A 26,131-nucleotide genomic window follows, 5' to 3' on the forward strand; every position below is an offset into this window, starting at 1 on the left:
CGCTTTGCAACTCAGAAACAAATACAGCAAGGAAACCATGTTACTTATATTTCGTTTTTGCTTGCTGAGTAGTAACTGCATTTTTACCCAAAGTCTTTTAAAAACACAAACTCAATTCACGGGAACGCGATAGCTATTGATAAACATTGTGATATTGCCATAGGGTTAGTTAACTATGGTTTGATATATCACAAAAATGGTTCCTGCTACCGGCGTTGAATTGCCAAGAATTAGAAAAGGTGGACGCTAATATTCTTCGCCATCTTCATCGTACTGAAAAAAACGTATTCCTGAAATAGAAGGAAGGTTACCATTTGATACAGGTGGGAATTTTCCATAAAAAAAAAGAAGAGTAGAAACTAAGTAAACGGATAGGTTTGTGATAAAAGAAGGTAATCCAGGGGATTGTTGATCCTTGTATGAAAATGCCCCGTTTAATTTATACAATATTTCAACCTCCCCTTGTCCCTGATAGCTTAACTTTATAACCTATCACAAAAAGTTAAAATATGAAGCTAAATATACTAGTAGGGGCTTTATTGTTATGTTTGTCTGTCAACATAAACGCTACAGATTACTATGTTGCAAAAACAGGGGATGACAGTAATCCAGGAACATTAGACCAACCTTTTTTAACAATTTCAAAAGCAGCGTCTATCATGGTTGCCGGAGACATTTGTTACATTAAGGAAGGAGTATACCGAGAAATACTTAGTCCAACCAATTCAGGTACTGAGGGGAACCCAATTACATATACCACTTTTGAACAGGATAATGTAGTAATAGATGCCACTGAAATACTCGATAACTGGACGAACCATTCAGGAGATATCTACAAAGCCAATACTACCCTGAATTTAGGGGTAGAATACAACGTTTTATTCTGTAATGATAGTATCTTAGATATTGCCAGATGGCCAAATAATGAGGATAACGACAGGTTATCATTCGATGGACACGAAGCAACAGGAGGCTCTGGTTCACATATTACAGCCAATGGACTGCCTTCTGTTGACTGGACCGACGGTTATGTTTGTTATTTGGGGGCCCATTCGGGGATGAGCTGGACCAGGGAGATCACTTCATCTGGAAGTGGTCAGTTTAGCTTTACAGGGGTAGATATTAGCAAATGGCCTTTTAATCCGCACAATCCTACCGTATACAGAAACGAAAACAGAGGTAGGTTTTATTTATTCGGAAAATTAGATGCTCTTGACTATCCGGGTGAATGGTTTTACGATGGTCAAGATCAAACGGTATATTGCATGTTACCCGGTAGAGCGAACCCAGAAGATGTGACGTTAAAAGCAGGTGCTAGGCTTTACACCATGCAAATTAACAAAGATTACATACATATTGATGGTCTATCCTGTTTTGGAGGAACAGTGGAGGTTAAGGGGAATTATTGTGTTATCAAAAACGGAAAATTCCAAAACTGCTTGCAATCGTTAGATGAACTGGATAATACTGATGCGCAAATTGGTAATGCTGCCATAAAGCTTGAAGGGAGCAATATTACTGTAGAGAATAACCTTATTGAATATGGTTCGGGCAATGGAATTTCAATGTTAACAGCCTGGAAAGGAAGTAAAAATTATACCATCCATAACAATGTGGTTCGACATTTTAATACAATAGGAGTTCATGCCAATCCAATACGTTCCAATTGCCCGGGTGCTACGATTACCAATAATACCATTTATTCCTGCGGAAGGGATGGCATTTATACCAGTGGTGCAAATTCAACCGTGGCTTACAACGATGTATTCGATTGCATGAAAATAAATAATGATGGTGGTGTATTTTACACAGTAGGCAATACCGATTTAAAAAACACAGTAATCCACCATAATTGGTTTCACGATTCTTATGGGCCTGATTATGCTGATGGCAGGGCAGCAGGAATTTACCTGGATAACAACAGTAAAGGTTACGATGTGCATCACAATGTAGTATGGAATATTACCTGGAACGGGCTAATGATAAACTGGTACAATACCGACATCAACTTTTACAACAATACAATATGGAAAGCCGGTCATGGTATGGGGCGATGGGCCAACGGTTATAACATGGAAAGAATCAAGGTTTACAACAACTATTCTGACACCAGCTCCGACGGTGCTGAGTGGATCGGAACCAATATTGGGTCAAATATTATCAATGGCAACCAACCATTTGTTTCTGTAGAGGATACTAACTTTGTTCCCTCTGCAGATTCATACTTGATTGATGCGGGCACCGAAGTTGCTGGGATCACAGATGGATTTAATGGCTCAAAACCGGATATTGGCGCATATGAATATGGCCAGGATAGATGGATTGCAGGGGCCGATTGGGCAAGAGAAGTTGTTGAAAAGGATGACCAAGATCCTGATAGTGGTATTTTTAATCTTACCTCCAACCATGGAACTTTAAAAATATTCCCTAATCCTGCACACCACGATTTTAGAATTGTTGTAGAAGAGGTTGTCACCGGAAATGCCCAAATTACGGTGTATGCGATAAACGGAAAGCCAATGTACAACAAAGTGATTTCAGATGCGTACGAGCTGAATAACGAAGGAGTTTATTTTTCAGATTTAAATTTGATACAAGGTGTTTATATGATCAGAATTTTAGGCAACAGCAAAATTTATGTTGGAAAGTTAATGATTAAATAATTCAAGTATGTTTCTCATATAATGTTAGATTTTAGTTAAAAGCCACTCTTTTATAAAGGTGGCTTTTAAAATATTTTACAGTTATATTAAACGATTATTGATGTGCTTAACCTCCTTTGCAAAGTAATCCTCCCCTTATTTGTAATTAATTTTTAACCCCAAGATTTTTGAAATAGCCATAACTTGAACTCATAAAATAATCTTAATTCAAAATAATGTTTAAAACAAATCTACTTTTTGCTTTGCTTGTTTTGGTAACATCCGTATTTACGCAGAATAAGCAACTACCATATGGTTACCCGGATTCAAACCGAAAAAAAGAATGTATCAACACGGGTTGGAAATTTCATTTAGGAGATCCCGGAGCCAGTTTTTACGCTGAAGAAACCGATGATTCAAAATGGGAAAACATCAGCATACCCCATACGTTGAAACCAACCTCGTTAACCTTGGATTTTTGCAACGATGCAAAAGATCAACCAACTTTCCATAGAACCGTTGGTTGGTACCGAAGAGATATTCTGATAACTTCCGGTGCAGATAAAAAAGTATATCTTGAATTCGAAGGAGCCCACCAAGTTACCGATTTATGGGTAAATGGAAAACATGTGGGTCAGTTTGCGGTTACCGGTTATTCCCCATTTCACTTCGATATCTCTGAATTTGTAGTAAGAGGAAAAGCCAACCAGGTTACCTTATTGGTGGATAACCGAAGAAACGAGAATATACCTCCCGATGCCGGCCCGTTCGATTATGTCAAGTTTAGTGGTTTGTATCGTGATGTTTATCTGGTAGAAACAGATCCGGTACATATCACTTACAACTGGGAAAAAGCCAATGCGGGTATTACCATAACTACCCCCAGTGTTGACCCGGTCAATATGAATGCGACCATCAACATAAAAACATTTGTTCGCAACGAGAATAACACCGCAAAAAAGTGTGAAGTCATTAACAGGGTGATTGATGATAAAGGCATCGTGGTACTCAAGTTGGTTTCGGAACAAAGAGTAGAAGCAGGTGCTGATGTTGAATTCAACCAGATTGGCGGGATCGAAGACAACCTGCAATTATGGGATACGGAAAATCCTTACTTATATCGTGTTAACACCGAAGTAAGCGTGGATGGCAACAGCGCAGATTGTGTTGAAAACAAACTAGGCATCAGGACTTTTAGGTTGGATAATGAATTGGGCTTCATGCTTAACGGAAAGCCGATTGATTTGATTGGTTTTAACCGTCATCAACATTATGGATACCTCGGCGATGCTGTGCCCAATTCTTTGCATTATAAGGACATGCTTCAATTTAAACAGTTAGGCTTTAACGTAATGCGTACCGCTCACTACCCGCACGATAATGCTATTATGGAAGCCTGTGATGAATTGGGCATATTGGTTTACGAAGAAGCACCTACCTGGATTACTATGAACAACACCAAACTCTGGTTCCAGAACCTGGAGACAGCTGCCCGCATAATGGTTCGTAATCACCGCAATCACCCTTCCGTTGTAATTTGGGGTGCAGGTATCAACCATCGAGGTTATGTCCCCCAGGTACACTACGCCATCAAACAAGAAGATCCAAACCGCTTGACCGCATCGCAAAGTGCCCGCTGGACAGGCTGGCAAGCATCAGGTTTAACGGATATCAATGCCAATATGCTTTACGGTCCGTTTGTTTGGGACAGGTCGGAAACCATGCTTGCTATGGAAGGTCATTCTGGGCCAAAGGAAGTAGCCATTCACAAACGCGATCCTAAAATGACTGGAATCATCTCATGGACAGCCCATGCATATTATACCTTCCATCCTACTCATGCCAAATACAAAAGCATGAAGGACAGAACCAGAAGTGGGGCGATGACTATTTTCCGTCAACCTAAAAAAGGACTGCTTTGGTATCCATCGGAAATGAGAAAAGAACCTTATTTGCATATTGAACAGGATTGGAAAAGTGGAACCAAGCAACTAGACGTTTTTTCGAATGCGGATGAAGTAGAATTATTCATAAATGGAAAACCGTTTATGAAACAAAAGCCTTCACGCGATTCTGTTTATTTCGGGTTAGATCATCCTCCTTTTCATTTCACAATATCCAATTATGAAGATGGAGAATTAAAAGGAGTTGGATATAAAGATGGCAAAGAGTATGTTTCAAAAACAATACGCACACCTGAAAAAGCCAGAAGCCTTCAGCTAATTATTGATACGGTTGGCCGCAAATTCGAAGCGGATGGTTCAGATATTTTAGTGGCTTATGCCAGGGTGTTGGATAAAAACGGAACCTGGGTAAAGGATTCCATTGGAGAGGTAAAATTCTCCATTGCGGGTCCTGCTGCAATTTATGGTGATGATGCCGACATAAATGCCAACCCTATGTTTATTGAAACAGGAGAAGCACCAGTGTTAATTCAAGCGGGAACAACCCCCGGTGAAATAAAGCTAACAGCCAAAAGCAAAGGTTTAAAATCAGCTACAGCCACATTCTATTCCGTTGCTAAAGAGAACGATATGATACTTGCCAACGCTAAACCCATATACGATTTCGAAAGAATAAGGGTTGATATGGGCGCTAAAGACCAGTTGATTCAATTTGGCTGGATACCTTGGAATGCTGAAGACAACAAACCATCTTCTATTCAATTGGATGCCTTCGGAGGCATTGATGCCAGTATTAAAACAAATTCGTCCAATGGAGTACTTCGCTGGTTGGGCGAGATGAACGTGATTGGGAAATACGGTTTTGCGTATGGTGAGGGTGTAATCGGCATCGACAAAGAAGGTATAACTCTTGAGTTTGCTCAATTACCCAAAGGAACTTATAAACTGACCACCTGGCATCATGCCCCGCGCACAAACAGCGACCTTATGGATACCAATGTAGATAAACTCAAAAAGCTACAAATCCATAAATTGCCGTATGGCAAAGAAATCAGCATTGAGACAGGGGGCTCCTCTGAACTTGTTAAAGCTAAAACGACAGAAGGTAAAGACATGCAATTTGTTCCTGCTGCAACAGCTGAAACCATTATTGTTTCAGATGGAACAAACCCGGTAGCAGTTGTGTTTAAAGATGCCCAAAGCAACAAAGGGGTTTGGTTAAATGCCTTTGAACTATCCGAATGGTCATCAGACATTAGTCAATAATTAATCAGTCATTGTTAAAAGTAAATTCACCATTGAGCGCAGGCAATAACCAATGACTTTTAAAATTTTATACGTATATGAGAAAAACAATAATATTCCTAATAATTTCTTTTGGAGTGCTTTTACACCCATCAAAAGCTGAAATTTTAAAAACCAACTATTCTTCGAGAAAGATGACCTCCATTAAAAAATGGGAAGTTATCGACATCGCTTTCAAAGGCAAATCCAAAACACCTTTTGTAACCGATTTTTACGCCACTTTCACTTCCCCTTCAGGTAAAAAACAAAAAGCACCCGGCTTTTACAATGGAGGTAACGAGTGGTTGCTTCGTTTCTCTGGTTCCGAAACTGGAACCTGGAGTTATATCACCACATCGCAGGTGAAATCATTAAACGGTAAAAAAGGAAATATAACCATTCTTGACAAAACTGCAGATGGTGCAAAAGGAGGCATTGTAATCCCCGAAAAGGATATGCGTCATTTTTACTACGAAGATGGTTCTCCTTATTTTTTGATGGCTTTTGAATGCGATTGGCTCTATGCTTTGGATTACCATAACGAAGAGGGGTTACCTAAGACCAACCATCTTTTAAATCTGCTTCAACAAAATGGATTAAACCAGGTAGTGATGAACGTTTTTTCGTTCGACGTAAGTTGGAAAAAAGATGAATTATTGTTGAAACATCCCGAGCACGAATTTGGTGGCCCCAAAAATATCTTCCCATTCTTGGGGGATAACAAAAACCCTGACTATTCCTCGTTAAATGTGGACTTCTTTAAAAAATTTGACCGTACAATCGATCTAATGAACCAAAAAGGAATCATATCTCACCTGATGATTTACGTTTGGAACAAGCTGGTAGCCTGGCCGGAAATGAATTCCGAAGCTGATAATATGTATTTCGATTATGTGGTGAAACGTTATGGAGCCTTCCCCAATATCATGTGGGATGTTTCAAAAGAGGCCTTGTTCTACGGTAGGGCTGATGACAAATATATATTGGAACGAATTGAGCGACTGAGAAACGCCAACTACTTTAAACGTCTGGTAACAGTTCATGATTATGGTTTCTGCAAGCGCCATCCTGAATCTGTGGACTATATTTCACGCCAGGATTGGACTTATGCTTTGTACACTAACATGCTTAATGATTTTAACAAATACAAAGACAAACCTGTTTTCAATATTGAGCATGGCGGCTATGAAGAATCTCCTTATGTGGTTTTCCCTGGCAGTTACATCAGTGCCGAGCAATGTTTAAAGCGTAATTATCAATGTGCTTTTGCAGGGGTTTATTCTACCTACTATTGGCAAGGAACATCGTGGAATGCAATAATATATAATCCTTTTGAGCAGGAAGATAGTTTCTATAAGCCAAAATTCGAGTATTTTAAACACATGACTCAGTTGTTTACGGATTACCCATTTGGCGCGTACAATCCTGTACCCTGGCATAATCAGGCAGGTTACTGTTTAAAACACAAGGATAAAGAGGAATATTTAAACTATGTACCCAAAGAAACCTACCAATATCGAAAAGAATATATGTTTAAGGATAAAAAGCCAGTATACTTTAAGTGGTTTAATACTTTAACAGGGGAGTATTCACAAGAGACTAAATTCGATAAAAAACAGGAGTTTATCAGTCCTTGGTATGGCCAGGCTGATGCAATATTGATTACATGGAAGTTGTAAGATTTAAAGAGACCATTTTTTTTGTTAAAAGATGGTCTCTTTAGTTTGCCTTTACTATCATTATACACCACCAAAAAATATTGTCCCCAGCAGAACCCTCAATTACCAATTACAAACGTTTTCTGCAGTTCAAGATACTTTAGGTAATATTTATCCCGTAATTGAGATTTCAGTTTTTCGGCCCTGGCCTTTCTGGCTTTAAAGCCATCTTTCGGTTCACCCTTCTTTCTGGGCAAAACCAATTTACTTGCTGTAATTTCGGTGCCAATCTCTTTCCCAAAATAAAAATCCACAAATACTTTATCGGGGACAGACCATTCAATAATATTTCCTTCCTTATCGCACGAGTAAAACCCATCTCCTTTGGTATTCCATGCTACATCCAGCACAGGAAATTCATGGTACACATATGTATGTATTTTTTCTCCGGTTGCAATATTAAACAGTCCGATGGTATGATCAAATGACGCCATTAGCAGGTATTTTCCATCTGGACGCACTTCTATGGAACTAATAGGTTCGGTGTGTCCCAGGTACATTTTGATTGGTTCACCGGTTTCTGCGTCCCAAAGCCTGGCATTCCCATCATGCGAGGCCGAGATAATATGATTGTTTTTGTTTACAAATTCGAGGCACGAGATGGGGCGAGAATGTGCCAACATCAAATGTTTTCTTACCGCAGAATCCGTATGCCATATTTCAATTGAGCTATCCAGTGCCCCAGTAGCCACTAACTTGTTGTCATTGCTTATTGCAACGGCTATAATGCTTTTTTTGTGGCCTGTTTCTACCGTTTTTATGGCTTTAAGCTGAGAAGCATCCCAATAACGATATTTTTTATCGTACGAAGATGCCACAAAAAAAAACTCCCCGGGCGTATAATCGCAAGATGTAATGTTGGTATGCGTTCCGGTGTATATTTTTTCCGGCTTCTCCCCTCCTATTTTCCATAATTTGATGCTTCTATCTCCAACGGAATAAAAAGTATTCTCTACCGCAGAAAATTTTACGCTGATCACTGGTTGATAATGTGCCTGGACTTCGAAAACTGTCTTTTTGCTCGCCAAGTCATACACTGCAACCAATTTATTTTCTGCGCCAATCAACAGTTGGGTATTATCCCTATTAACATCGATGGTGTTGGTTCTATATTCACCTTTTTTAATTAGATCCACGAAATATTCGTCATCCTGCGCCCAAACCATATTTGCAGTGCATAGAAGTACGAATATTACAAAAAGGGTTTTCATCCTAACTCAAATGGTTTTAATGGCTTTAGATTTCAAACTCAGATTAATAAAAAGACAAACATGGCCATTACCTTACCTGCAACTGATGCAGTTTACTATACGTACCTCCATTTTGCAACAGTTCTTCGTGCGTTCCTTTTTCCACAATCTCACCTTCGTTAAATACACAAATCAGGTCTGCATTTCTAACAGTTGAAAGCCTGTGCGCAATCACAATGGAGGTTCGTGAGCTCATCAGGTTCTCCAATGCCTCCTGCACCAGTTTTTCAGATTCTGTATCTAAGGCAGAAGTAGCTTCATCTAAAATCAGGATATCCGGGTTTTTTAACACGGCACGGGCAATGCTGATTCGCTGCCGTTGACCGCCGGAAAGTTTACCACCCCTATCTCCCACCAACGTTTGATAACCATTTTCGGTAGCCGAGATAAAATCGTGTGCATTGGCCACTTTGGCAGCCTTTTCCACCTGTTCCTGTGTCGCATTTTCTACTCCAAAAGCAATATTGTTATAAAAGGTATCATTGAACAGAATAGCTTCCTGGTTTACATTTCCCATCAACCCGCGTAAATCGTGCACCTTCATATTTCTAATGTCAACACCATCAATGGTTATGCTGCCTTCCTGGATATCGTGAAAACGTGGCAATAAGTCCACAAACGTAGTTTTACCCGATCCCGACTGACCAACCAAGGCCACCATCTTACCTTTTTCAATGGTCAACGAAACACTCTTAAGCACCTGGTGCTCGTTGTAGCCAAAACTTACGTTTTTATACTCTATTTTTTTATGGAAGGCTTTTACCTCTTCGGCCCCATCTTGCTCCATTATTTTATTGTCGGCCAATAAAATTTTATCGATACGTTCCATGGCAGCCAATCCCTTTTGGATATTAAAAAATGCCGTGGAAAACTGCTTTGCGGGATTAATGATTTGATAGAATATACCTAAATACGCAATAAATGCGGCCCCATCGAAAGTAGCGTTTTCACCAGTGGCGATATACGAGCCAAACCATACTAGTATTACAACCACAATAGTACCCAGAAACTCGCTTAGCGGATGTGCCATCACATATCTGCGACGCACCTTGTCCATAATCTTTCTATAGTCTTCCGCTTCTTCCTCGAAACGTTGTATCATTTTTTTTTCCGCATTAAAAGCCTTAACAATGCGCAAACCCCCAACGGTTTCCTCAATGGTTCCTAATATGCTCCCCATCAACGACTGCGAAACCCTGGACTTAGATTTTAACGACTTGCCCGTTTTTCCGATAATCCAGCCTGCTATTGGCAACATTACGAACACAAAAAGAGTTAGCTGGTAACTAATGCTAAGCATAAAACCAATGGATACAATAATGATAATCGGATTCTTTATAAACATATCCAGCGACGACATGATTGAATTCTCCACCTCGGTAACATCACCCGTTGCACGTGCCATTACATCGCCCTTTTTTTCATCGGAATAAAACCCTAGTGGCAATGCAATCAGTTTTGTAAAAATCTGCATACGGATATCTTTCACAACACCGTTTCGAATAGAAACCGTCTGGTGCGAAGCCAAATAAGCAAAGCCAACTTTTAACAGGGTGGCAAAAAGTAACAAGGCACCAACAAAAGGCATTACCGACATCATACCATACTCGTTCTTAAATTCGGTAACGTAGTAATAAAAGTTATTCACCAACGCATCCTGAGTAAGTTCCCAGGCAACCAAATCACTCACCTCTTTGGTTTTATCAAAAAGAACCTGAAAAATGGGGATTGAAAACAACATGGCCACACTCCCAAAAATGGAATGCAACACGTTAAATATTAATGTCAACACCAGATGGTGTTTATAGGGAGGGATAAATCTTTGTAAAACTTTAAAAAAATCCTTCATTCTTGAATTTATGCATTAAAAAAAGTCAGCTGCTAAAGTAACTTTAACACAGCTGACTTCAAAGAAAATTGTTCCGAAACGCTTACATTCCGGTATAAGATTGAGGAGAGATAGAACGAAGTTCGTCCTTGATATCCTCCGAAACGTCTAACGTATTAATGAACTCGGCAATGGTTTTAGCATTTATTCCTTCGTTGGTGCGGGTTAATGCTTTTAATGCCTCGTATGGGTTTGGATAGGCCTCGCGACGTAAAATAGTCTGAATAGCCTCCGCAACCACAGCCCAATTGTCTTCCAAATCTTGCTGTATGGCAACTTTATTCAACAATAGTTTACCCAAACCTTTTTGTAACGATTTGATAGCAATTACGGTGTGGGCAATAGGCACCCCAATGTTTCGTAGCACTGTTGAATCCGTTAAATCGCGTTGCAACCTGGAAACCGGTAATTTAGCCGACAGGTGTTCGTATATTGCATTGGCAATACCCAGGTTACCTTCTGCATTTTCAAAGTCGATAGGGTTTACTTTATGTGGCATAGCACTGGATCCCACCTCTCCTTTTTTAATCTTTTGCTTAAAGTACTCCATCATGATGTAAGTCCAGAAATCTCTGGAAAGGTCCAGCATAATGGTATTCAGGCGTTTTAAATTATCAAAGATAGCTCCTAAATTATCGTAATTCGAAATCTGCGTGGTATATTGCTCCCTATCTAATTTTAAAATATCGTTCACAAAATGGTTTCCGAAATCAATCCAGTTTATCTCCGGGTAAGCCACTTTATGCGCATTAAAGTTTCCTGTTGCACCGCCAAACTTGGCCGAACAAGGAATGCCTTTCAACAATGACAATTGTGTTTTTAAACGATCCACAAAAACCATCATCTCCTTACCTAAACGCGTTGGCGAAGCAGGCTGACCATGTGTTTTGGCTAACATTGAAATTTCTTTCCATTCCTCGGCCAATTCTGCCAATTGATCGATTAACTCTTCCAGCAACGGATAATAAATATCGTTAACGGCATCTTTCAACGAATAAGGTATAGCCGTGTTGTTAATATCCTGGGATGTTAAGCCAAAGTGAATAAACTCTTTGTACTTCTCTAGTTTTAGAACATCAAACTTTTCCTTGATAAAATACTCAACAGCCTTAACATCATGATTGGTGACACTTTCAATTTCCTTGATACGTTCCGCATCTTCCAATTGAAATTCCTTATAAATTTTCCTTAAATCATTATAAAGCTTTTTGTCAAATTCAGACAACTGCGGCAATGGTTGCTCACAAAGTGTTATAAAGTATTCTATCTCAACCAATACACGGTATCTGATTAATGCATATTCCGAAAAATAAAGTGCCAACCCATCCACTTTACTTCTATATCTTCCGTCGACCGGAGAAATTGCCGTTAATAACTGTATGTCCATCATCAATATTTATATTTTAAGCTGCAAAATTAGCAAAATTTGGGTAACGGAAAATTAGAACTTTATGATGAAGTTTAAAAAGGTTTTAAAATTCAATTTTTTATTCCGCCTTCCGGGTCAGTTTTCTTTCTTGTAGCTGCGTTTTGCCAAATCATATTCTTTAATAATTTTGTAGGGAACTAAAACCGCTAAAATGACTTTTAAAAAGGGATTCGCATTAGGGATAAATAGCTATTCACGGGCGTTTAATTTTCTTAAAAAAAATAGGTTGACCTGGTATTTTCTGTTTCCTCTATTGCTTAATATTGTATTATTTATTTTGGGATATACTTCCACTATGAATTTAAGCACCAGATGGTTCGTTTATGTTACCGATTGGATCAAGATGGATAGTTGGGAATTCTGGGGATCGGGCTTTTTAAGTTCCACCATCGAATTCGTTATGTTTATCGTGATTCGGATCATGTTCTTTTTAATGTTTGCCTTTATTGGCGGATACATTGTTATCATACTCCTCTCACCCGTATTTGCATTTCTCTCCGAAAAAGTGGAAAGCATTTTAACAGGGGAAGATTTTCCCTTCAACTTTAATCAATTGATAAAAGATATATGGCGGGGCGTACGATTGGCGCTTCGAAATTTGGGGGTAGAGCTGCTTTTAACAGTGGCATTATTTACACTAAGCTTTGTTCCTATTGTAGGATTTTTTACCGGATTAACTTTGTTTTTTATCTCCGCGTATTTCTATGGCTTTTCTTTTATCGACTTTTCTTTGGAACGAAAAAGAATGGATATCACCGAGAGTGTTGCCTTTGTGCAAAAGAATAAGGGCCTGGTAATCGGTAATGGAACGATTTTTTCGCTGGTATTGTTAATCCCATTTATTGGAGTACTCATTTCCAGTTTCGTGTCAATCGTTAGTGTAACAGCAGCCACTATTTCCATAACCGAATCGATGATCAACAAAGATTTAAACGCTTCATAAATAAAAAGTGATTATTATTCTTTCATTGTTCTTAAAATAATTACTTTTAATTGAAGAAACTTAATAGAATTAAAATGAAACGACTCACATATATTATTGCACTTTTTCTTGTTGCGACGGTAACTTTTTCCCAGAATGATACTATTCCGAATCAAGCCATTGTGTACAAGTTTGATATCAAGCGCGAGATCGGAAGCACATCATGGATTCATACCCAATATGCCTTTGAAGAAGCCAATGATATAGGCGCGGACATGATTCTTCTCCATTTGAATACCTACGGAGGCCAGGTAGTCTTTGCCGATTCCATCCGAACAAAAATATTGAACAGTAAAATTCCGGTTCACGTTTTTATAGATAACAATGCGGCCTCGGCCGGAGCACTTATTTCCATTGCTTGCGATAGAATCTTTATGCGTCCCGGCGCAAATATTGGAGCGGCAACCGTAGTCAATCAGTCAGGTGAAAAAATGCCCGACAAATACCAGAGTTACATGCGCTCCACCATCAGAGCCACAGCGGAAGCACATGGTAAAGACACTATCGTTACGGGAACAGATACCACTTATGTTTGGCGAAGAGATCCGCATATTGCAGAAGCCATGGTGGACGAAAGCATCTATATCGCAGGAATAATAGACACAGGTAAAATACTGACATTCACCACCCTTGAAGCTATTAAACATGGTTTTTGTGACGGCACGGCCGAAAGTATAAATGATGTAATTGAAAAACTCGGATATCGTGAATTCCAGATTATCACCTACAAACCTACGTTTTACAGCGGCCTGAAAGGATTTCTGACCAATCCTATTTTTCATGGTATTTTAATATTGGTGATTATTGGAGGATTATATTTTGAGCTTCAATCTCCGGGTGTAGGTTTTCCGTTGCTTGCATCGGCCATTGCAGCCGTACTTTATTTTGCACCTCTGTATATAGATGGCCTGGCTGCCAATTGGGAGATTATCCTGTTTATCATTGGTGTGGTCCTGATTGCACTGGAAATATTTGTGATTCCCGGATTTGGGATTGCAGGTGTTTCAGGAATAATCCTTGTGTTTACAGGTCTTACCTTAAGCTTAGTAGACAATGTAGTGTTTGATTTTTCTAATGTACCTGCAAAAGAGTTGTTTATGTCACTCATCATTGTATCCGCCGGAACGTTTCTTGCCTTTATTGTGGGCATCCCATTGAGTCAAAGACTATTCACTACCGGACCATTGGCTAAGGTTGCCTTACAGACCACCCAGGATATGGATCTGGGTTATATCAGCGTAGATGAGGAACCTCAAAACCTTGTTGGCTCAGTCGGAATTGCTCAAACTACATTGCGCCCTTCGGGAAAGATAGAACTGGACAATGAAGTATACGATGCTGTTGCGGAGATCGGGATGATAGATAAAGGAGAAAGAGTCAAAGTTATAAAATATGCGTCCGGTCAATTATATGTTGTCAGGGACGTTTAAAAAAACAGCTTTAACAAAAAATTGTTTGGGGTTGATAAAAAATATTGAAAAAAAAATTTAAAAACAAAACTTTTTAATGTAGATTCGAGTAATATTTATATAGAAAATTGACTAATTTGAGAATCGTAATATAATACACGTACAACATAAAGTATAGGAGGATTTGTTATGAAATCGAGAAAAGTTGAAACAAGAAAACCTAACGTTTCTTCATATGAGGATTTTGAAGAAAAAAAAGGAAATCGTCCTAGTCCTGTTAACAGAAACAAGACTACGAAAATCCAGGAAGAGTTAGCCGATGACTTCGGAGAAGTTCTCGGGGAAGGTTTTCATGGTTTGGATGATGACTATTACTTTGATGAAGAGGATTTGTATTAACAGATGATCACATCAAAAAGCAGAAGGTTTACCCTAAAATGCTTTCTGTAAGTCATGAAACTGGCCATTTTAATAAGATACCGGATGAAGATTTCAACCGGCTTAAAAAGACTCTTATCCCATATTGGTCTTAAGGCTAAATATACCCGCCATTGTGAACTTTGGCACACCCGACTCAATTTATTTAACATTCCAAATTATTTTTATTCTTATACTTTTAACCCGAAAATTATTATTTTGAACCGAGCATATTATGCTGATTTGGTTACTTCAAATAACACTTTAGAATTGTATTTTATAAATCGGCCTCACCCGGCCCCAATATATAAAGGGTGATTAGTGAAATTTAGTGGCTTAATTATTATGAAATCAAAACAGAATTTTAATAAGAAGAGTGGTAAGCGCTCCGCTAATAATGAATTTGATGACAAAATCGGATTAAAACCGGTTAAATCTAAATCAGGAAAAATCAGCAAGAAAATTTCTATTTACGACGATTTGGATGATGATTTTGATGAAAACGATCTTGAAAATCTTGATTATGACAAAGTAGACTTTGATTTCGATCAAGATTTTGAAATAGAGGACGAAGACGATGAGTATTAGCAGGAGCTGGTTTGTCTCCAAATAATATTCATTGTATAAACTGATGCGGAACAGCAAGCCCTAACTTGGCCAAGCCAAAACCAAGCAGGACTTGCTGTAAATTAATTGCTATGGACAAACACGAAACGTGTCAATGGGGTACCACATCCGAAATAATGCTACAATATCACAATACGGAATGGGGTGTGCCCGTACATGACGATCGTAAACTATTCGAGTATTTAATACTCGATGCTTTTCAAGCCGGCCTATCTTGGAGTACAATTTTAAACAAACGGGAAAACTTCAGGAAAGCTTTCGATCATTTTGATTGGAAAAAGATAGCTCTTTATTCGGAAAGTAAGGAAGCAGAACTGCTTCAGGACAGTGGGATTATACGTAACAAACTCAAAGTAAAAGCGGCCATAACCAATGCCCAAGCTTTTATGAAAGTAATTGAAGAGCATGGTTCCTTTGATGCATATATCTGGCGTTTTGTTGGTAACAAACCCATTGTTAACCAGTTTAAAACCATGAGCGATATCCCTGCCGTTAGCCCTGAAGCGGAAGTCATGAGCAAGGATCTTAAAAAAAGAGGTTTTAAGTTTGTGGGCCCCACCATTATTTATGCCTTTATGCAAGCTGCCGGCATGGTCAACGATCACATTATCAACTGCAAAAGACACGAGGAGGTAAAAGCATTATATTAGAAAATCGAAAAAACAACAATGTCAATCCATGATTGTCATTAAATTGCAACAGACAAGATATTACTATTATCATTTAATCAAGAAATCCATCATTTTTTCATTTTCGAGGAAAACTTCGAAGCGCTCACCTATATTTACTTTTCCAACACCAGCAGGAGTGCCGGTATAAAGCAAATCCCCAATCTTAAGGGTAAAGAATTTGGAAACATAGGCAATAATGTCATCCACCTTAAACAACATATCCCCGGTATATCCTTTTTGCCGTTCTTCCCCGTTCACCAGCAACTTAAAATTCAGGTTTTGAATATCTTTAAAGCGATGCTTCGATATAAAGTTTTTAGAGATACCAGCCGACCGGTCAAATGCTTTGGCCCGCTCCCACGGCAATCCCTTGGTTTTTAATTTACTTTGTAAATCGCGTGCGGTAAAATCAATGCCCATGCCAATTTCCTCATAATATCTGTGTGCAAACCGGGCAGCAATATTCTTACCCAGACGATTTATTTTAACCACCATCTCTGTTTCGTAATGAAACTCTTCCGCAAAGTCGGGCACAAAGAAAGGTTCGTTGTTTCGCAGCAATGCAGTATCCGGCTTTAAAAAAATAACCGGCTCTTCAGGAACTTCGTTTCCAAGTTCTCTGGCATGATTGACATAATTGCGTCCAATACAAATAATCTTCATTACAATATTTGATCACTAGATTTTTAGATAAGATATGACAGATATGTCTACAAGGCTAATTCACATTAGTCACACTCAAATTACCAATACTCATTTAATTTGAAACATAAAGAACCAACCAATTACCTATTAAACGCTCTTAATTTAATATTGGTAAATACTTTTTTGGTGTACAGCGGAAAGTCACCTTGCATTATCCAACCGTAATACCCGGGGTCCGTATCTAAAACATCTTTAACTTTCCTGCCTTTGTGCTTTCCAAAGTTAATACATTCGTCTCCGTCCTCATCAAACACCAATCTACCCGCAAAATCTGCATGCTTGTTGTAGGAAGAGAACTCGGCCAAATAATCAATATCATTTTTCAAATCGGGATACCTGTCCAACTGAGCCTTAAGCACTTCATAGGTAGCACGCGTGTCTGCCTCGGCACTGTGTGCGTCCTCCAATTCTTTTGCGCAGTAAAACTTGTATGCGGCTTCTAAAGTCCTCTTTTCCTTTTTGTGAAAAATGGTTTGCACATCCACAAATTTCCTTTTTTTCATTTCTATATCTACACCGGCCCTGATAAATTCTTCGGCCAACAATGGAATATCAAATTTATTGGAGTTGTATCCTCCCAAATCACATCCCTCAATAAACTTAGCCACTTTTTTTGCCACTTCTTTAAAAGTAGGACAATCTTTTACGTCCTCATCATAAAAACCGTGAATCTCAGATGTTTTTTTGGGGATATGCATCTCGGGATTAATCACATACCGTTGTGTTTCTTCCGAACCATCCAGATTGATTTTTATGGCGGCCAATTCTACAATTCTATCAGTAGATACGTTTATTCCGGTAGTTTCTAAATCCAGGAATACTATGGGATTCTTTAAATTAAGCTTCATTCTTACAATTAAAAAAATTAAGTACCAAGTATTAAGCCGCAATACTATTACATCTCTTTATACCTGACACTTCCAATAAATATAAACTGCCTGATTCATAAATTATCTGATATATGAATTTCATGTACGGTAATCCCGACAGCGAACAAGTAGGATTAAGCACAAAAATAAAGGAAATGTAGTTGTATACAACTTTTCCCCCAATAATTCAAGAATTATTTCTGTCTCCGACAGCGGCTAAGCCTCAGTAAAAACTTTTTTTTAAAGTTTAACTTCACCTAGGTCAGGGTTAAACTGAACTTGATTCTTGTGAAAGTAGATATATGAATAGTTCAGGTTCACTTGCTTACTTTTTCCGATTTCGACTTTTTCTTTGGCAAAATAAATTCTTTATCCTGCGGTATATTATCAAACCATGCTTCCGGGATATTTAAGGGAGTTGAAAGCAACAACGAGTCTTTGTTATAAAAATTTAGCAAATACTTTCCTGGCTCTAGAGCAATCGCAAATTTAGCTGAATCTGCAGATGAGGCGTATCGGCCGACCAAATCACCGCTGATAGAATCATGTAACGCTGCCCTTAAACTATATGGGGGTACTATGTTTCCGGAATCAGTTTGTAGACTAGCCTTACAACGCAAAATCATATTCGGCGCACTATGCTCGTTAAAAACCAACTTATAAATATCTCTTTCCCCGTATCCTTCTGGCCGTATTGCCGCTACGTAGGCATACCTTGCGCCATTGGTGTGCGTAATGGTATAATTGTCATAAGCATCATTGACAGGATATCCCAGGTTTATCGGTTCGCCCCATTCGTTTTTATCTTCATCCCAATCGGAATAAAATAAATCATACCCTCCCATTGAAGCACTTCCGTTGGAAGAAAAATACAAGCGCTTTCCATTTTCGGTCAATACCGGAAAATCTTCGTTTGCCGGGGTATTAATTCTTCCTGGAACTGCTCTTGCTGCTCCATACGCTCCATTAGGTAATTTTAACACATAAAAAATATCCGTGTTACCGGTTTCTGTTTCGCCTACAAACAATAACGTGTCCGTTGATGAAGATTGCCAAACACCAAAAGCGCCTTTCTTTCGGCTCCACCGGTCATCAAAAGGTTCCATTCTTGAAAATTTATTGTTCCCAAGATAGCTGGCGTACCCTATTTGTTCTATCCAATCCCTATTATGGTGAATAAAAAGGGTTTTACCATCTTTTGTTAATCCGGAAACAATTTCATCGTAACCTGAATTAATGGAACTACCGATGGTTTTGGCTTTGCTCCATTCTAAATTATGATTCTCGGAAACACAAATATTATAATAATAAATGCCAATTTTGGAATGGTAACGCTTGTTGTTGGAGTACATTAAAAGTTTATCATTTCCAGCAACCATGGGATTCAGCTCGTCCTTATCGGTATTTATTTTTTTTCCAACATTGATAAAACTAACATCTACAGGCTTGTTTTTGTAGGCCTGAGCATTGATTAACCACTCAGAATACTGTTGAGCCTCCTTGAATTCTTCCGAGTCGGATTTTGTCTTCTTTTTAACTTCCTCAAACTGTTCTAACGCTAATCGATATTTATCGGAGTAAAAAAGTGCTTTCCCGTACATCAGTACATCTGGTACCGATGGATCTTTCTTGACCAATTCAGTAGCATAGGGCAAGGCAAGCGCCCTGTTCAGGTTTGATTTTAAATAGGAATCGGCTAACTTTGCCAGCAAGTTCTCATCATCGGGATTTTTCTTTAGTTCCCTCTCAAAACCTTTGATAGCCCTATCGTAAGTCTTCAACTTATAATAATAATTTCCATTTTTGCTTTTGCTCTGTGTATGCACATCTTGCATCACCACAAATAATAATAACAACCCCAGTAGAAACTTGCCCATATACCAAATAGTTAAATTCGGTAACTAAAATATAATGTTTTACGCTAAGGTCATTAATTAATCAGAATTAATTTGAGCTCCATGTAATTTAGTATCATTTCCAATGTCAATCAGAAGAGGGCACCCAAGTTTATGGATGCCCTATCATATTGTCCTTGTTCAATTTTATAGAGACAGCAGCACTATGTCAAATTCAGTTTCTATAGTTACTTTGTTATCTTTAACTTTAGCGGTCGCACCCGAATAATTATCCTTTACAACTGTACCGTTTTCAAAAACATCACTAACCGAAATTTCCTTTTTCCCAAGCGGTAATTCGAGTCCGACCACAACCTTATTGATATATGCACCATTGTTATATTCTCTTTTAAAAACATATGGCTCCTCCGAAATTTGCGTATGAACACCCGCTCCAACCGAGGGATTGGCAGCCCTGAATTTCCCAAGCTTTTGATAATGCGTAAGTAAATCATAGGCACCAACCCCGTTTACAACCGTGTTGGCCAAAATATCATTCCAATTCATAAAAGAACGTAAGGTCGCATCGCCAACCGTTCCTTCTATAATTAATGAGCGATTGGTTTCATCGCCATAGTATATTTGTGAAGCTCCCGGGCAAAGTAGTAAACTGTTAGCTCCTTTAAAGGACATTTTTCTTTCCTTATCGAACGAATGACTGTCATCATGCGAAGCCAGGTAGTGCAATAATGATTTACCTTTCAACTCATTATTCAATATTTTGGAATACTTCGAGAATATAAATTCATACTCTTTTAAAGCATCGCCTTTTAGTTCAAAATTGATTAACGCATCCATACCATTGGCAAAATAATCAACCTGAACCCCTCCATTATCAAACATTCTTCCGGTTGAGGCACCATAGTTATACACCTCACCTACCGTATAAAACTCATTGTCATCTAACACCTGATCGGGATGTGCAGCTTTCCAGTCGGCAAATGCCTTCTTGGCCACCTCGTACAACTCTCCCCAAATGGATTCTTCGGTGTGCTTGGCTGTATCAATCCTATATCCATCAACGCCATATTTACGCACAAAATCAGTCAACCATTTCATGATATAAAATCGTGGTGCGCGAGGATAACCCGTCTCTGCAAAAAAGGCATTTAGTTCCTCCATTTCTTCTTCCAGACGCCCTTCCTTTGTCCACTTATCAATTAAAACGTCGGGCAGATTAACCTCTTTGTCACTTTCTGTTTTTACATCGGGTAGGTTTTCCACCAAAGTACATGTTACGGTAGATTCATAAGTCTTGTACTTACATTGTGGTTTGGTTCGAACCCAGCTATCTCCATACACAGGATCTTTGTCTGTCACAGGTCCGGTATGGTTGATCACCACGTCCATCACTATCCTTATTCCTCTTTTATGGGCAACATCCACCAACTCGGCAAAATCCTCTTCGGTACCCCAGTTAGGATCTATACGGGTCCAGTCCTTGGCCCAGTAACCATGATAACCATAAGTATTTCCGGTACCCTCGTCAACACTGCCATGGACTTGTTCGGCAATAGGAGAAAACCAAAGGGCGTTCACCCCCAAATCGTTGAAATACCCTTCATTTATTTTATTGATAATCCCTCTAAAATCACCGCCCATAAAACCTCGCAAAACGCCTGTTTCTTCATCTCTTTCAAAATTGACATCATTGGTTGTGTCTCCATTATTGAAGCGGTCAGTCAATAAAAAGTAAACGTTGGCATTCTCCCATACAAAAGGAGCTTCTTGCACTTGTTGTTGTTTTTGCGCACAACTACTCAATAATAAGATAGCTAGCCCAATAAGTAGATTTCTTGTAGTCATCGGTTTTTTTTTGATTTTATTTATTCAAAGGTAACAATATCCGACTGCTCTCAAAACCGCTACACTACTACAATACATACACTTACAACAGGATCATCTTATTTCAACCGTTTGCGATAAATGCCATTTTTTTTGAAAAAACATTAGGCAAGTAACGAAAAAATGCCGAATCGGCGCCTTTTTCTCCATTTCGGCTTATATTTTCCGGAAGCTTTATACGCTTCTTTTTAGCCAAATTTTAGTGTCGTACCTGTATTTTTTTAGTGATCGTAATACTTCCGGATGTTATTTGAACAAAGAACAATCCATTGGGTAAAGCACTCAAATCAAACTTCCTTTCGTTACCAAAAAAATTAAATTCCGTCACCTTTTTTCCTGATAAATCAAAAAAGCGGATTGTTTTATCCGTTACGTCAGGGACCGATATTGTAATTTGTCCTGTAGTTGGATTTGGGAAAATACCAACCTGACGGGCATACTCTTCCTCTATCCCGTTTTCTTCTTCCACCATAAAGGTTTGCGTTACTTCGGGTGCTGCATTATATTGGTCATTACCTTCTTGCATCGCTTTAATAACTACTTCGCCAACCTCTTCCAAAGTCACTTTTTTACCACTTAAAGTTACACCTCCCGATACCACTTCGAAACTTACCGACAACCCTGATGTTGCCGTGGCACTAATGTAAAATGGATCATCACCAATTGTTTTGGTTGTAATTGGATCGAATGTTATCGTTTGATCCTCCTTAGTCACACTTATATAAACGGCATCTGAAAAAGCAGGTGCATATTGCGCATCTCCTTTCTGAACCGCCTGAACAACGATTGTTCCATAACCTGTTACTTCCAGCATATCGCCATCAATGGCAGCATTATCGGAAATCACCACATATTCCACGGGTAAACCTGAACTTGAAGCGCCTGACAACTGAATTTTATTACCATACTGCTGTTCTGCCACTGAACTTAAAGTTACTGATTGTAGTTCTTTTTCAGAATCCAACAAAAGTCTTATCATCACCGGATCATGATCGGATATGGTAACTTCTTCCGAATATTCATTATTTAGTAAACTATTAAATTCAGGATATAATTCGTTGGATACACTGATATGATCTATCCCATCTCCGGCAACATCGAGAAAATGAAGATTATCGTTTGCGTACCATATGTTGTATGGACTGTTCGTTGAACTGGTTTCATCATTATAATCACCCAGCATAATCAAATTATCATCACCATAATGGCTGATCAAGGCATTATATAAGTAATCGCCATCATCCTCTCTCCTTTTCCAATCTTCCGAATAGGCTTTAGCATGAATATTAATAAAATTGACCACCTCACTCTTGCCATCCACGGAAACAATGGCTTCCATAAAATAGGGTAACCTACCACTACTCCAAAACATGCTTGCAGTTCCATCGTACCCTTCAATGGATTGCGTAGAATTATCCTGATAAACATCACCAAACATGGCGAACCTATTTATCACTCCCACTGTGTTTGTATTAAAAATATAACACACACATTGCGAAGGAAAATCATTAGAGGGCGTATTCCACGAAAAGCTGTACCTGTCGGAAACAATGCCCCAATATTTGTTTTCCGATGATTCGGTGTTTAATTGTTCGATCAGCTCGGTTAAGAAATATCCGTTTACTTTGTCGGAAACCACTTCCTGAAGGGCATACACATCCGCATTCATGGCTAAAATCTTGTCACTAACATAAGTTAACTGTTCCTCAAAGGTTCTCGCATTACTTGATTTATAAGGAGCTCCAAACCATTGCAGATTCCAGGTAACCACATCCAAGGTTTTATCCTTTCCCAAAGTATTAGCATCCTGTGGGTCCGAATTTGCAATAACCGAGGTGATGTAAAAACATAACAGAAAAGAAGTGGACATCCACTTGAACAGACTTCTTTTGGCTGATAATATATTATGTAACAGTATCATCATAATCATTAATTTAGCACTACAAAATTACAACAATAACAACATAATACCTTAAGATGGCCTTATGAATTTACGTGAAACTGTTTTTAATCGAAAAAAAAATATCCTCTAAACTTTTTAATAACCAACACCTTTCAATTACCTTCCTGATATATTAATACAATACTTACAACCCCAAAAACCGTCCAATCGGTCGAATATGTTCCGAATGCAACAAACAAGAAATCAAAAGAAAATTTGCAATTACGACAAATGTCGTATATATTTGTACGACAAGAGTCGTAACAAATAAAGAAGATGGAAAAGATAGCACCTACAGCAGCGGAATTGGAAGTTTTAAATATCCTATGGAAGACAGAACCATTAACCGTAAAGGAGATTCACGAGTTAATATGCAAAACTAAAGATGTTGGTTATACCACCACATTAAAGATCATGCAAAAAATGACTGCAAAAGGACTGTTGAGAAGGGAACCCAATGGAAAAAGCCACCTGTACTTTAGCAATTACGAAAAGGAAGAAACCAGAGGACGTTTGCTGGATCGTTTTGTGGATTCCGCGTTTGGAGGGTCTGCCAGTTCATTGGTAATGCAGTTATTGGGTAATAAAAAGACTTCGAAAGAAGAATTGGATGAGATAAAACAAATTATTGAACAAATGGAAAATAAATCATCTTTGAAATAGAACGATAAATAATTCATTTCGTTCGCCTAAAAAAACACGAACTTACACTTTACTCATTTCAACTTAACCTGATTTGTCATGAATTCAATGCAAAGCATATTTTCACCAGCCATAACTGAAGCCCTTGGATGGACAATTATTCATGCGTTGTGGCAAGGATTTATTATTTTAATCGGTTTACTTATTCTATTGGCCTTATTAAACAGACACAGTGCCCAGGTAAGATATTTTATCTCGTTTACCGCATTGGTTATATTTTTGGGCTGGTCAGTCTCTACGTTTGTACACGCTTACAGTTATGCGCAGGAAAAGCAAATGCTTAAAAGCGAGTTATTAAGCAACCCCAATTATTTTAAAAATGCAAATCAAAACATGGGTCAGGAAACAACAGCATCTGTAATGACCTCAAACTACAACATTAAATTAGTGAAGGTAAGAGCCTGGTTCCAGCGAAACTTTCCCTTATTCTTAAGCATTTGGCTTATTGGAATAGGACTATTCACGGTCAGGCTGCTTGGAGGATTGGCCTATAACAGGCGGTTACGAACCCTTCAACTCCTTCCTTTTGAAGAAAAATGGATGGAAAAATTAAAAGGATTTGCTACTGTTTTAAATATTTCAAGAGAGGTCGAAGCGTATAAATCGCCTCATACCAATACTCCACTTACACTTGGATTTTTAAAACCTATCATTCTATTTCCGGTTAGGGCATTCTCCGGTTTAACCGATAAAGAAATAGAAGCCATTATTGCACATGAACTGGCTCATATCGTACGTAACGATTACTTGTTCAACATTATTCAATCGGTCATTGAGATCTTATTCTTTTATCATCCCGCCGTCTGGGCTATTTCGAAACATATTAGAGCAGAGAGGGAGCATGCATGCGACGATATCGCCATTATTATTACGGGCGACCAGGTTACCTATGCCAAAGCGCTTACCCAAGCTCATATTTTCAGTTATCAGCAAGAGAATCTTTCAATGGCTTTCAGTAAGAAAAAAGGAAGTTTGTTAGAAAGAATTAAACGTATTCAAAAGCGAAGAGTTATGAAAACAAATATTTCAGAAGGTCTTATAGCGGCCTGTATTATCATCAGCAGTATACTTTTGGTTTCGTTTTCAGTTGGGAATCAGTATAACGAGAGTATTTATCCTGTAAACCAAAATAAAGAAGCCGTAAAGGAAGCGGTTACACCCAATCCACCTGCAACACCATTGCCTCCCCAAAAAGCAAAAGCACTAAAAGATAGTATTTTGCAAGAAGTTGAAAAAAACGTGGAATTGGCCAGGGAAAAAGAAGAGTTGTCGGAGGAAATAGAACGAGCCATCGAGATAGCACTTTCGGAAAAAGATCAATCACTTTCCTCCGAGATAATGCAAGAAATTAATCTCGCATTACAAGAAATCAACTTCGAACATATTCAGGCTGAGCTCAAGGATGCGCGAATAGAAATTGATGCAGCCATCAGCGAAATAAATTCCGATTCTATCCAAAAAGAAATACGAGCAGGCCTCAAAGTAGCCAGGGAAGAAATAAGACAGGCTATAAAGGAAAACAAAAAGACCATGAAGGAAATACAAGATATGGAAGATGTCGAAGCCATCACCGAGCTATCATTGGAAGCTGCAGAATCGGGTTTGAAAATAGCAGCTGAAGTGCTGAAAAATATGGATATTGAAGCGATTGTTGAAACCTCGTTGGAAGCGGCCAATGTAGCCATTGAGTTGGCAGGTCGACAAATCAAAAACATGAACCTAGACTCCTTGATTGAAGCAGAGATAGAAATGGAACTGAAAGCTGCCGAACGGGAAATTGAAGGAGAGGAATTACGCCGGGAAAGAGAAGATATTGTAAGAGAAAAAGAACAGCTCAAAAAGGAAATGGAAGAGCTAAAAAAGGAAATGACACAAAGGAAAAAAGAACTCAAAAAAGAACTGAAGGAGATGGAGAAGGAGCAAAAAGATTAGTCGACCGCCTGCAGAAAATT

The 26,131-nt window shown here is 38.6% G+C and carries 18 protein-coding genes; 10 read left to right on the forward strand and 8 right to left on the reverse strand.

Going from position 1 to position 26,131, the window contains the following annotated elements; all coding sequences use genetic code 11:
* Positions 1 to 509 precede the first annotated feature (509 nt).
* From ACT29I_RS21670 to ACT29I_RS21680, 3 genes are all read left to right on the forward strand, one after another.
* Entirely contained in the window at positions 510 to 2,663 is a 2,154-nt protein-coding gene (locus ACT29I_RS21670) for a T9SS type A sorting domain-containing protein (RefSeq protein ID WP_444794393.1), read from the forward strand.
* Positions 2,664 to 2,878: 215 nt separating this feature from the next.
* Complete coding sequence (locus ACT29I_RS21675) at positions 2,879 to 5,812, forward strand: glycoside hydrolase family 2 protein (RefSeq protein WP_444794394.1); 2,934 nt, start codon at positions 2,879 to 2,881, stop codon at positions 5,810 to 5,812.
* A gap of 77 nt (positions 5,813 to 5,889) precedes the next feature.
* Positions 5,890 to 7,509 (forward strand): apiosidase-like domain-containing protein, encoded by a 1,620-nt coding sequence (locus ACT29I_RS21680; protein ID WP_430933346.1) that lies wholly within the window; start codon positions 5,890 to 5,892, stop codon positions 7,507 to 7,509.
* 98 nt (positions 7,510 to 7,607) lie between these two features.
* Here the strand turns inward: ACT29I_RS21680 and ACT29I_RS21685 are convergent, their stop codons facing one another.
* From ACT29I_RS21685 to purB, 3 genes are all read right to left on the reverse strand, one after another.
* Positions 7,608 to 8,759, reverse strand: a complete 1,152-nt coding sequence (locus ACT29I_RS21685; RefSeq protein ID WP_430933345.1) for a WD40 repeat domain-containing protein — start codon at positions 8,757 to 8,759, stop codon at positions 7,608 to 7,610.
* A 67-nt stretch (positions 8,760 to 8,826) separates the two neighbouring features.
* Positions 8,827 to 10,647, reverse strand: a complete 1,821-nt coding sequence (locus ACT29I_RS21690) for an ABC transporter ATP-binding protein (RefSeq protein WP_430933344.1) — start codon at positions 10,645 to 10,647, stop codon at positions 8,827 to 8,829.
* An 82-nt stretch (positions 10,648 to 10,729) separates the two neighbouring features.
* Positions 10,730 to 12,076: an adenylosuccinate lyase gene (gene purB, locus ACT29I_RS21695; RefSeq protein WP_430933343.1), complete on the reverse strand. Its 1,347-nt coding sequence runs from the start codon at positions 12,074 to 12,076 to the stop codon at positions 10,730 to 10,732.
* A gap of 190 nt (positions 12,077 to 12,266) precedes the next feature.
* On the opposite strand from purB, the gene ACT29I_RS21700 reads away from it, so the two are divergent.
* The 5 genes from ACT29I_RS21700 to ACT29I_RS21720 all read left to right on the forward strand — a co-directional run bounded on the left by ACT29I_RS21700 (position 12,267) and on the right by ACT29I_RS21720 (position 16,200).
* Positions 12,267 to 13,058: an EI24 domain-containing protein gene (locus ACT29I_RS21700; protein WP_430933342.1), complete on the forward strand. Its 792-nt coding sequence runs from the start codon at positions 12,267 to 12,269 to the stop codon at positions 13,056 to 13,058.
* Positions 13,059 to 13,132: 74 nt separating this feature from the next.
* On the forward strand, positions 13,133 to 14,527 hold the full coding sequence (locus ACT29I_RS21705) for an NfeD family protein (RefSeq protein WP_444794395.1): 1,395 nt from the start codon (positions 13,133 to 13,135) through the stop codon (positions 14,525 to 14,527).
* Between the two features lie 168 nt (positions 14,528 to 14,695).
* Complete coding sequence (locus tag ACT29I_RS21710; RefSeq protein WP_430933339.1) at positions 14,696 to 14,905, forward strand: hypothetical protein; 210 nt, start codon at positions 14,696 to 14,698, stop codon at positions 14,903 to 14,905.
* A gap of 363 nt (positions 14,906 to 15,268) precedes the next feature.
* Positions 15,269 to 15,511 (forward strand): hypothetical protein, encoded by a 243-nt coding sequence (locus ACT29I_RS21715; RefSeq protein ID WP_430933338.1) that lies wholly within the window; start codon positions 15,269 to 15,271, stop codon positions 15,509 to 15,511.
* Between the two features lie 110 nt (positions 15,512 to 15,621).
* Complete coding sequence (locus ACT29I_RS21720) at positions 15,622 to 16,200, forward strand: DNA-3-methyladenine glycosylase I (protein ID WP_430933337.1); 579 nt, start codon at positions 15,622 to 15,624, stop codon at positions 16,198 to 16,200.
* A gap of 69 nt (positions 16,201 to 16,269) precedes the next feature.
* On the opposite strand, the gene ACT29I_RS21725 is transcribed toward ACT29I_RS21720, so the two are convergent.
* The 5 genes from ACT29I_RS21725 to ACT29I_RS21745 all read right to left on the reverse strand — a co-directional run bounded on the left by ACT29I_RS21725 (position 16,270) and on the right by ACT29I_RS21745 (position 23,459).
* Positions 16,270 to 16,884, reverse strand: coding sequence for a fumarylacetoacetate hydrolase family protein (locus tag ACT29I_RS21725; protein ID WP_430933336.1), 615 nt, complete (start codon positions 16,882 to 16,884; stop codon positions 16,270 to 16,272).
* A 122-nt stretch (positions 16,885 to 17,006) separates the two neighbouring features.
* Entirely contained in the window at positions 17,007 to 17,774 is a 768-nt protein-coding gene (locus ACT29I_RS21730) for an exonuclease domain-containing protein (protein WP_430933335.1), read from the reverse strand.
* A gap of 338 nt (positions 17,775 to 18,112) precedes the next feature.
* Positions 18,113 to 19,672: a hypothetical protein gene (locus tag ACT29I_RS21735; RefSeq protein WP_444794396.1), complete on the reverse strand. Its 1,560-nt coding sequence runs from the start codon at positions 19,670 to 19,672 to the stop codon at positions 18,113 to 18,115.
* A 165-nt stretch (positions 19,673 to 19,837) separates the two neighbouring features.
* Positions 19,838 to 21,496 (reverse strand): alpha-amylase family glycosyl hydrolase, encoded by a 1,659-nt coding sequence (locus tag ACT29I_RS21740; RefSeq protein WP_444794397.1) that lies wholly within the window; start codon positions 21,494 to 21,496, stop codon positions 19,838 to 19,840.
* Between the two features lie 238 nt (positions 21,497 to 21,734).
* Complete coding sequence (locus ACT29I_RS21745; protein ID WP_444794398.1) at positions 21,735 to 23,459, reverse strand: T9SS type A sorting domain-containing protein; 1,725 nt, start codon at positions 23,457 to 23,459, stop codon at positions 21,735 to 21,737.
* Positions 23,460 to 23,753: 294 nt separating this feature from the next.
* Between ACT29I_RS21745 and ACT29I_RS21750 the strand changes: the two genes are divergently transcribed.
* Both ACT29I_RS21750 and ACT29I_RS21755 read left to right on the forward strand, forming a co-directional pair.
* Complete coding sequence (locus ACT29I_RS21750; protein ID WP_444794399.1) at positions 23,754 to 24,140, forward strand: BlaI/MecI/CopY family transcriptional regulator; 387 nt, start codon at positions 23,754 to 23,756, stop codon at positions 24,138 to 24,140.
* Positions 24,141 to 24,218: 78 nt separating this feature from the next.
* Complete coding sequence (locus tag ACT29I_RS21755; RefSeq protein WP_444794400.1) at positions 24,219 to 26,111, forward strand: M56 family metallopeptidase; 1,893 nt, start codon at positions 24,219 to 24,221, stop codon at positions 26,109 to 26,111.
* Positions 26,112 to 26,131 lie beyond the last annotated feature (20 nt).

This window comes from Saccharicrinis sp. GN24d3, assembly GCF_052400645.1.
GTDB lineage: Bacteria > Bacteroidota > Bacteroidia > Bacteroidales > Marinilabiliaceae > Saccharicrinis.

Excerpts from the sequence above, each read along its gene's own strand:
- ACT29I_RS21670 (WP_444794393.1), top strand. The coding sequence starts at position 510 with ATGAAGCTAAATATACTAGTAGGGGCTTTATTGTTATGTTTGTCTGTC.
- ACT29I_RS21675 (WP_444794394.1), top strand. The coding sequence starts at position 2,879 with ATGTTTAAAACAAATCTACTTTTTGCTTTGCTTGTTTTGGTAACATCC.
- ACT29I_RS21680 (WP_430933346.1), top strand. The coding sequence starts at position 5,890 with ATGAGAAAAACAATAATATTCCTAATAATTTCTTTTGGAGTGCTTTTA.
- ACT29I_RS21685 (WP_430933345.1), bottom strand. The coding sequence starts at position 8,759 with ATGAAAACCCTTTTTGTAATATTCGTACTTCTATGCACTGCAAATATG.
- ACT29I_RS21690 (WP_430933344.1), bottom strand. The coding sequence starts at position 10,647 with ATGAAGGATTTTTTTAAAGTTTTACAAAGATTTATCCCTCCCTATAAA.
- purB (WP_430933343.1), bottom strand. The coding sequence starts at position 12,076 with ATGATGGACATACAGTTATTAACGGCAATTTCTCCGGTCGACGGAAGA.
- ACT29I_RS21700 (WP_430933342.1), top strand. The coding sequence starts at position 12,267 with ATGACTTTTAAAAAGGGATTCGCATTAGGGATAAATAGCTATTCACGG.
- ACT29I_RS21705 (WP_444794395.1), top strand. The coding sequence starts at position 13,133 with ATGAAACGACTCACATATATTATTGCACTTTTTCTTGTTGCGACGGTA.
- ACT29I_RS21710 (WP_430933339.1), top strand. The coding sequence starts at position 14,696 with ATGAAATCGAGAAAAGTTGAAACAAGAAAACCTAACGTTTCTTCATAT.
- ACT29I_RS21715 (WP_430933338.1), top strand. The coding sequence starts at position 15,269 with ATGAAATCAAAACAGAATTTTAATAAGAAGAGTGGTAAGCGCTCCGCT.
- ACT29I_RS21720 (WP_430933337.1), top strand. The coding sequence starts at position 15,622 with ATGGACAAACACGAAACGTGTCAATGGGGTACCACATCCGAAATAATG.
- ACT29I_RS21725 (WP_430933336.1), bottom strand. The coding sequence starts at position 16,884 with ATGAAGATTATTTGTATTGGACGCAATTATGTCAATCATGCCAGAGAA.
- ACT29I_RS21730 (WP_430933335.1), bottom strand. The coding sequence starts at position 17,774 with ATGAAGCTTAATTTAAAGAATCCCATAGTATTCCTGGATTTAGAAACT.
- ACT29I_RS21735 (WP_444794396.1), bottom strand. The coding sequence starts at position 19,672 with ATGGGCAAGTTTCTACTGGGGTTGTTATTATTATTTGTGGTGATGCAA.
- ACT29I_RS21740 (WP_444794397.1), bottom strand. The coding sequence starts at position 21,496 with ATGACTACAAGAAATCTACTTATTGGGCTAGCTATCTTATTATTGAGT.
- ACT29I_RS21745 (WP_444794398.1), bottom strand. The coding sequence starts at position 23,459 with ATGATGATACTGTTACATAATATATTATCAGCCAAAAGAAGTCTGTTC.
- ACT29I_RS21750 (WP_444794399.1), top strand. The coding sequence starts at position 23,754 with ATGGAAAAGATAGCACCTACAGCAGCGGAATTGGAAGTTTTAAATATC.
- ACT29I_RS21755 (WP_444794400.1), top strand. The coding sequence starts at position 24,219 with ATGAATTCAATGCAAAGCATATTTTCACCAGCCATAACTGAAGCCCTT.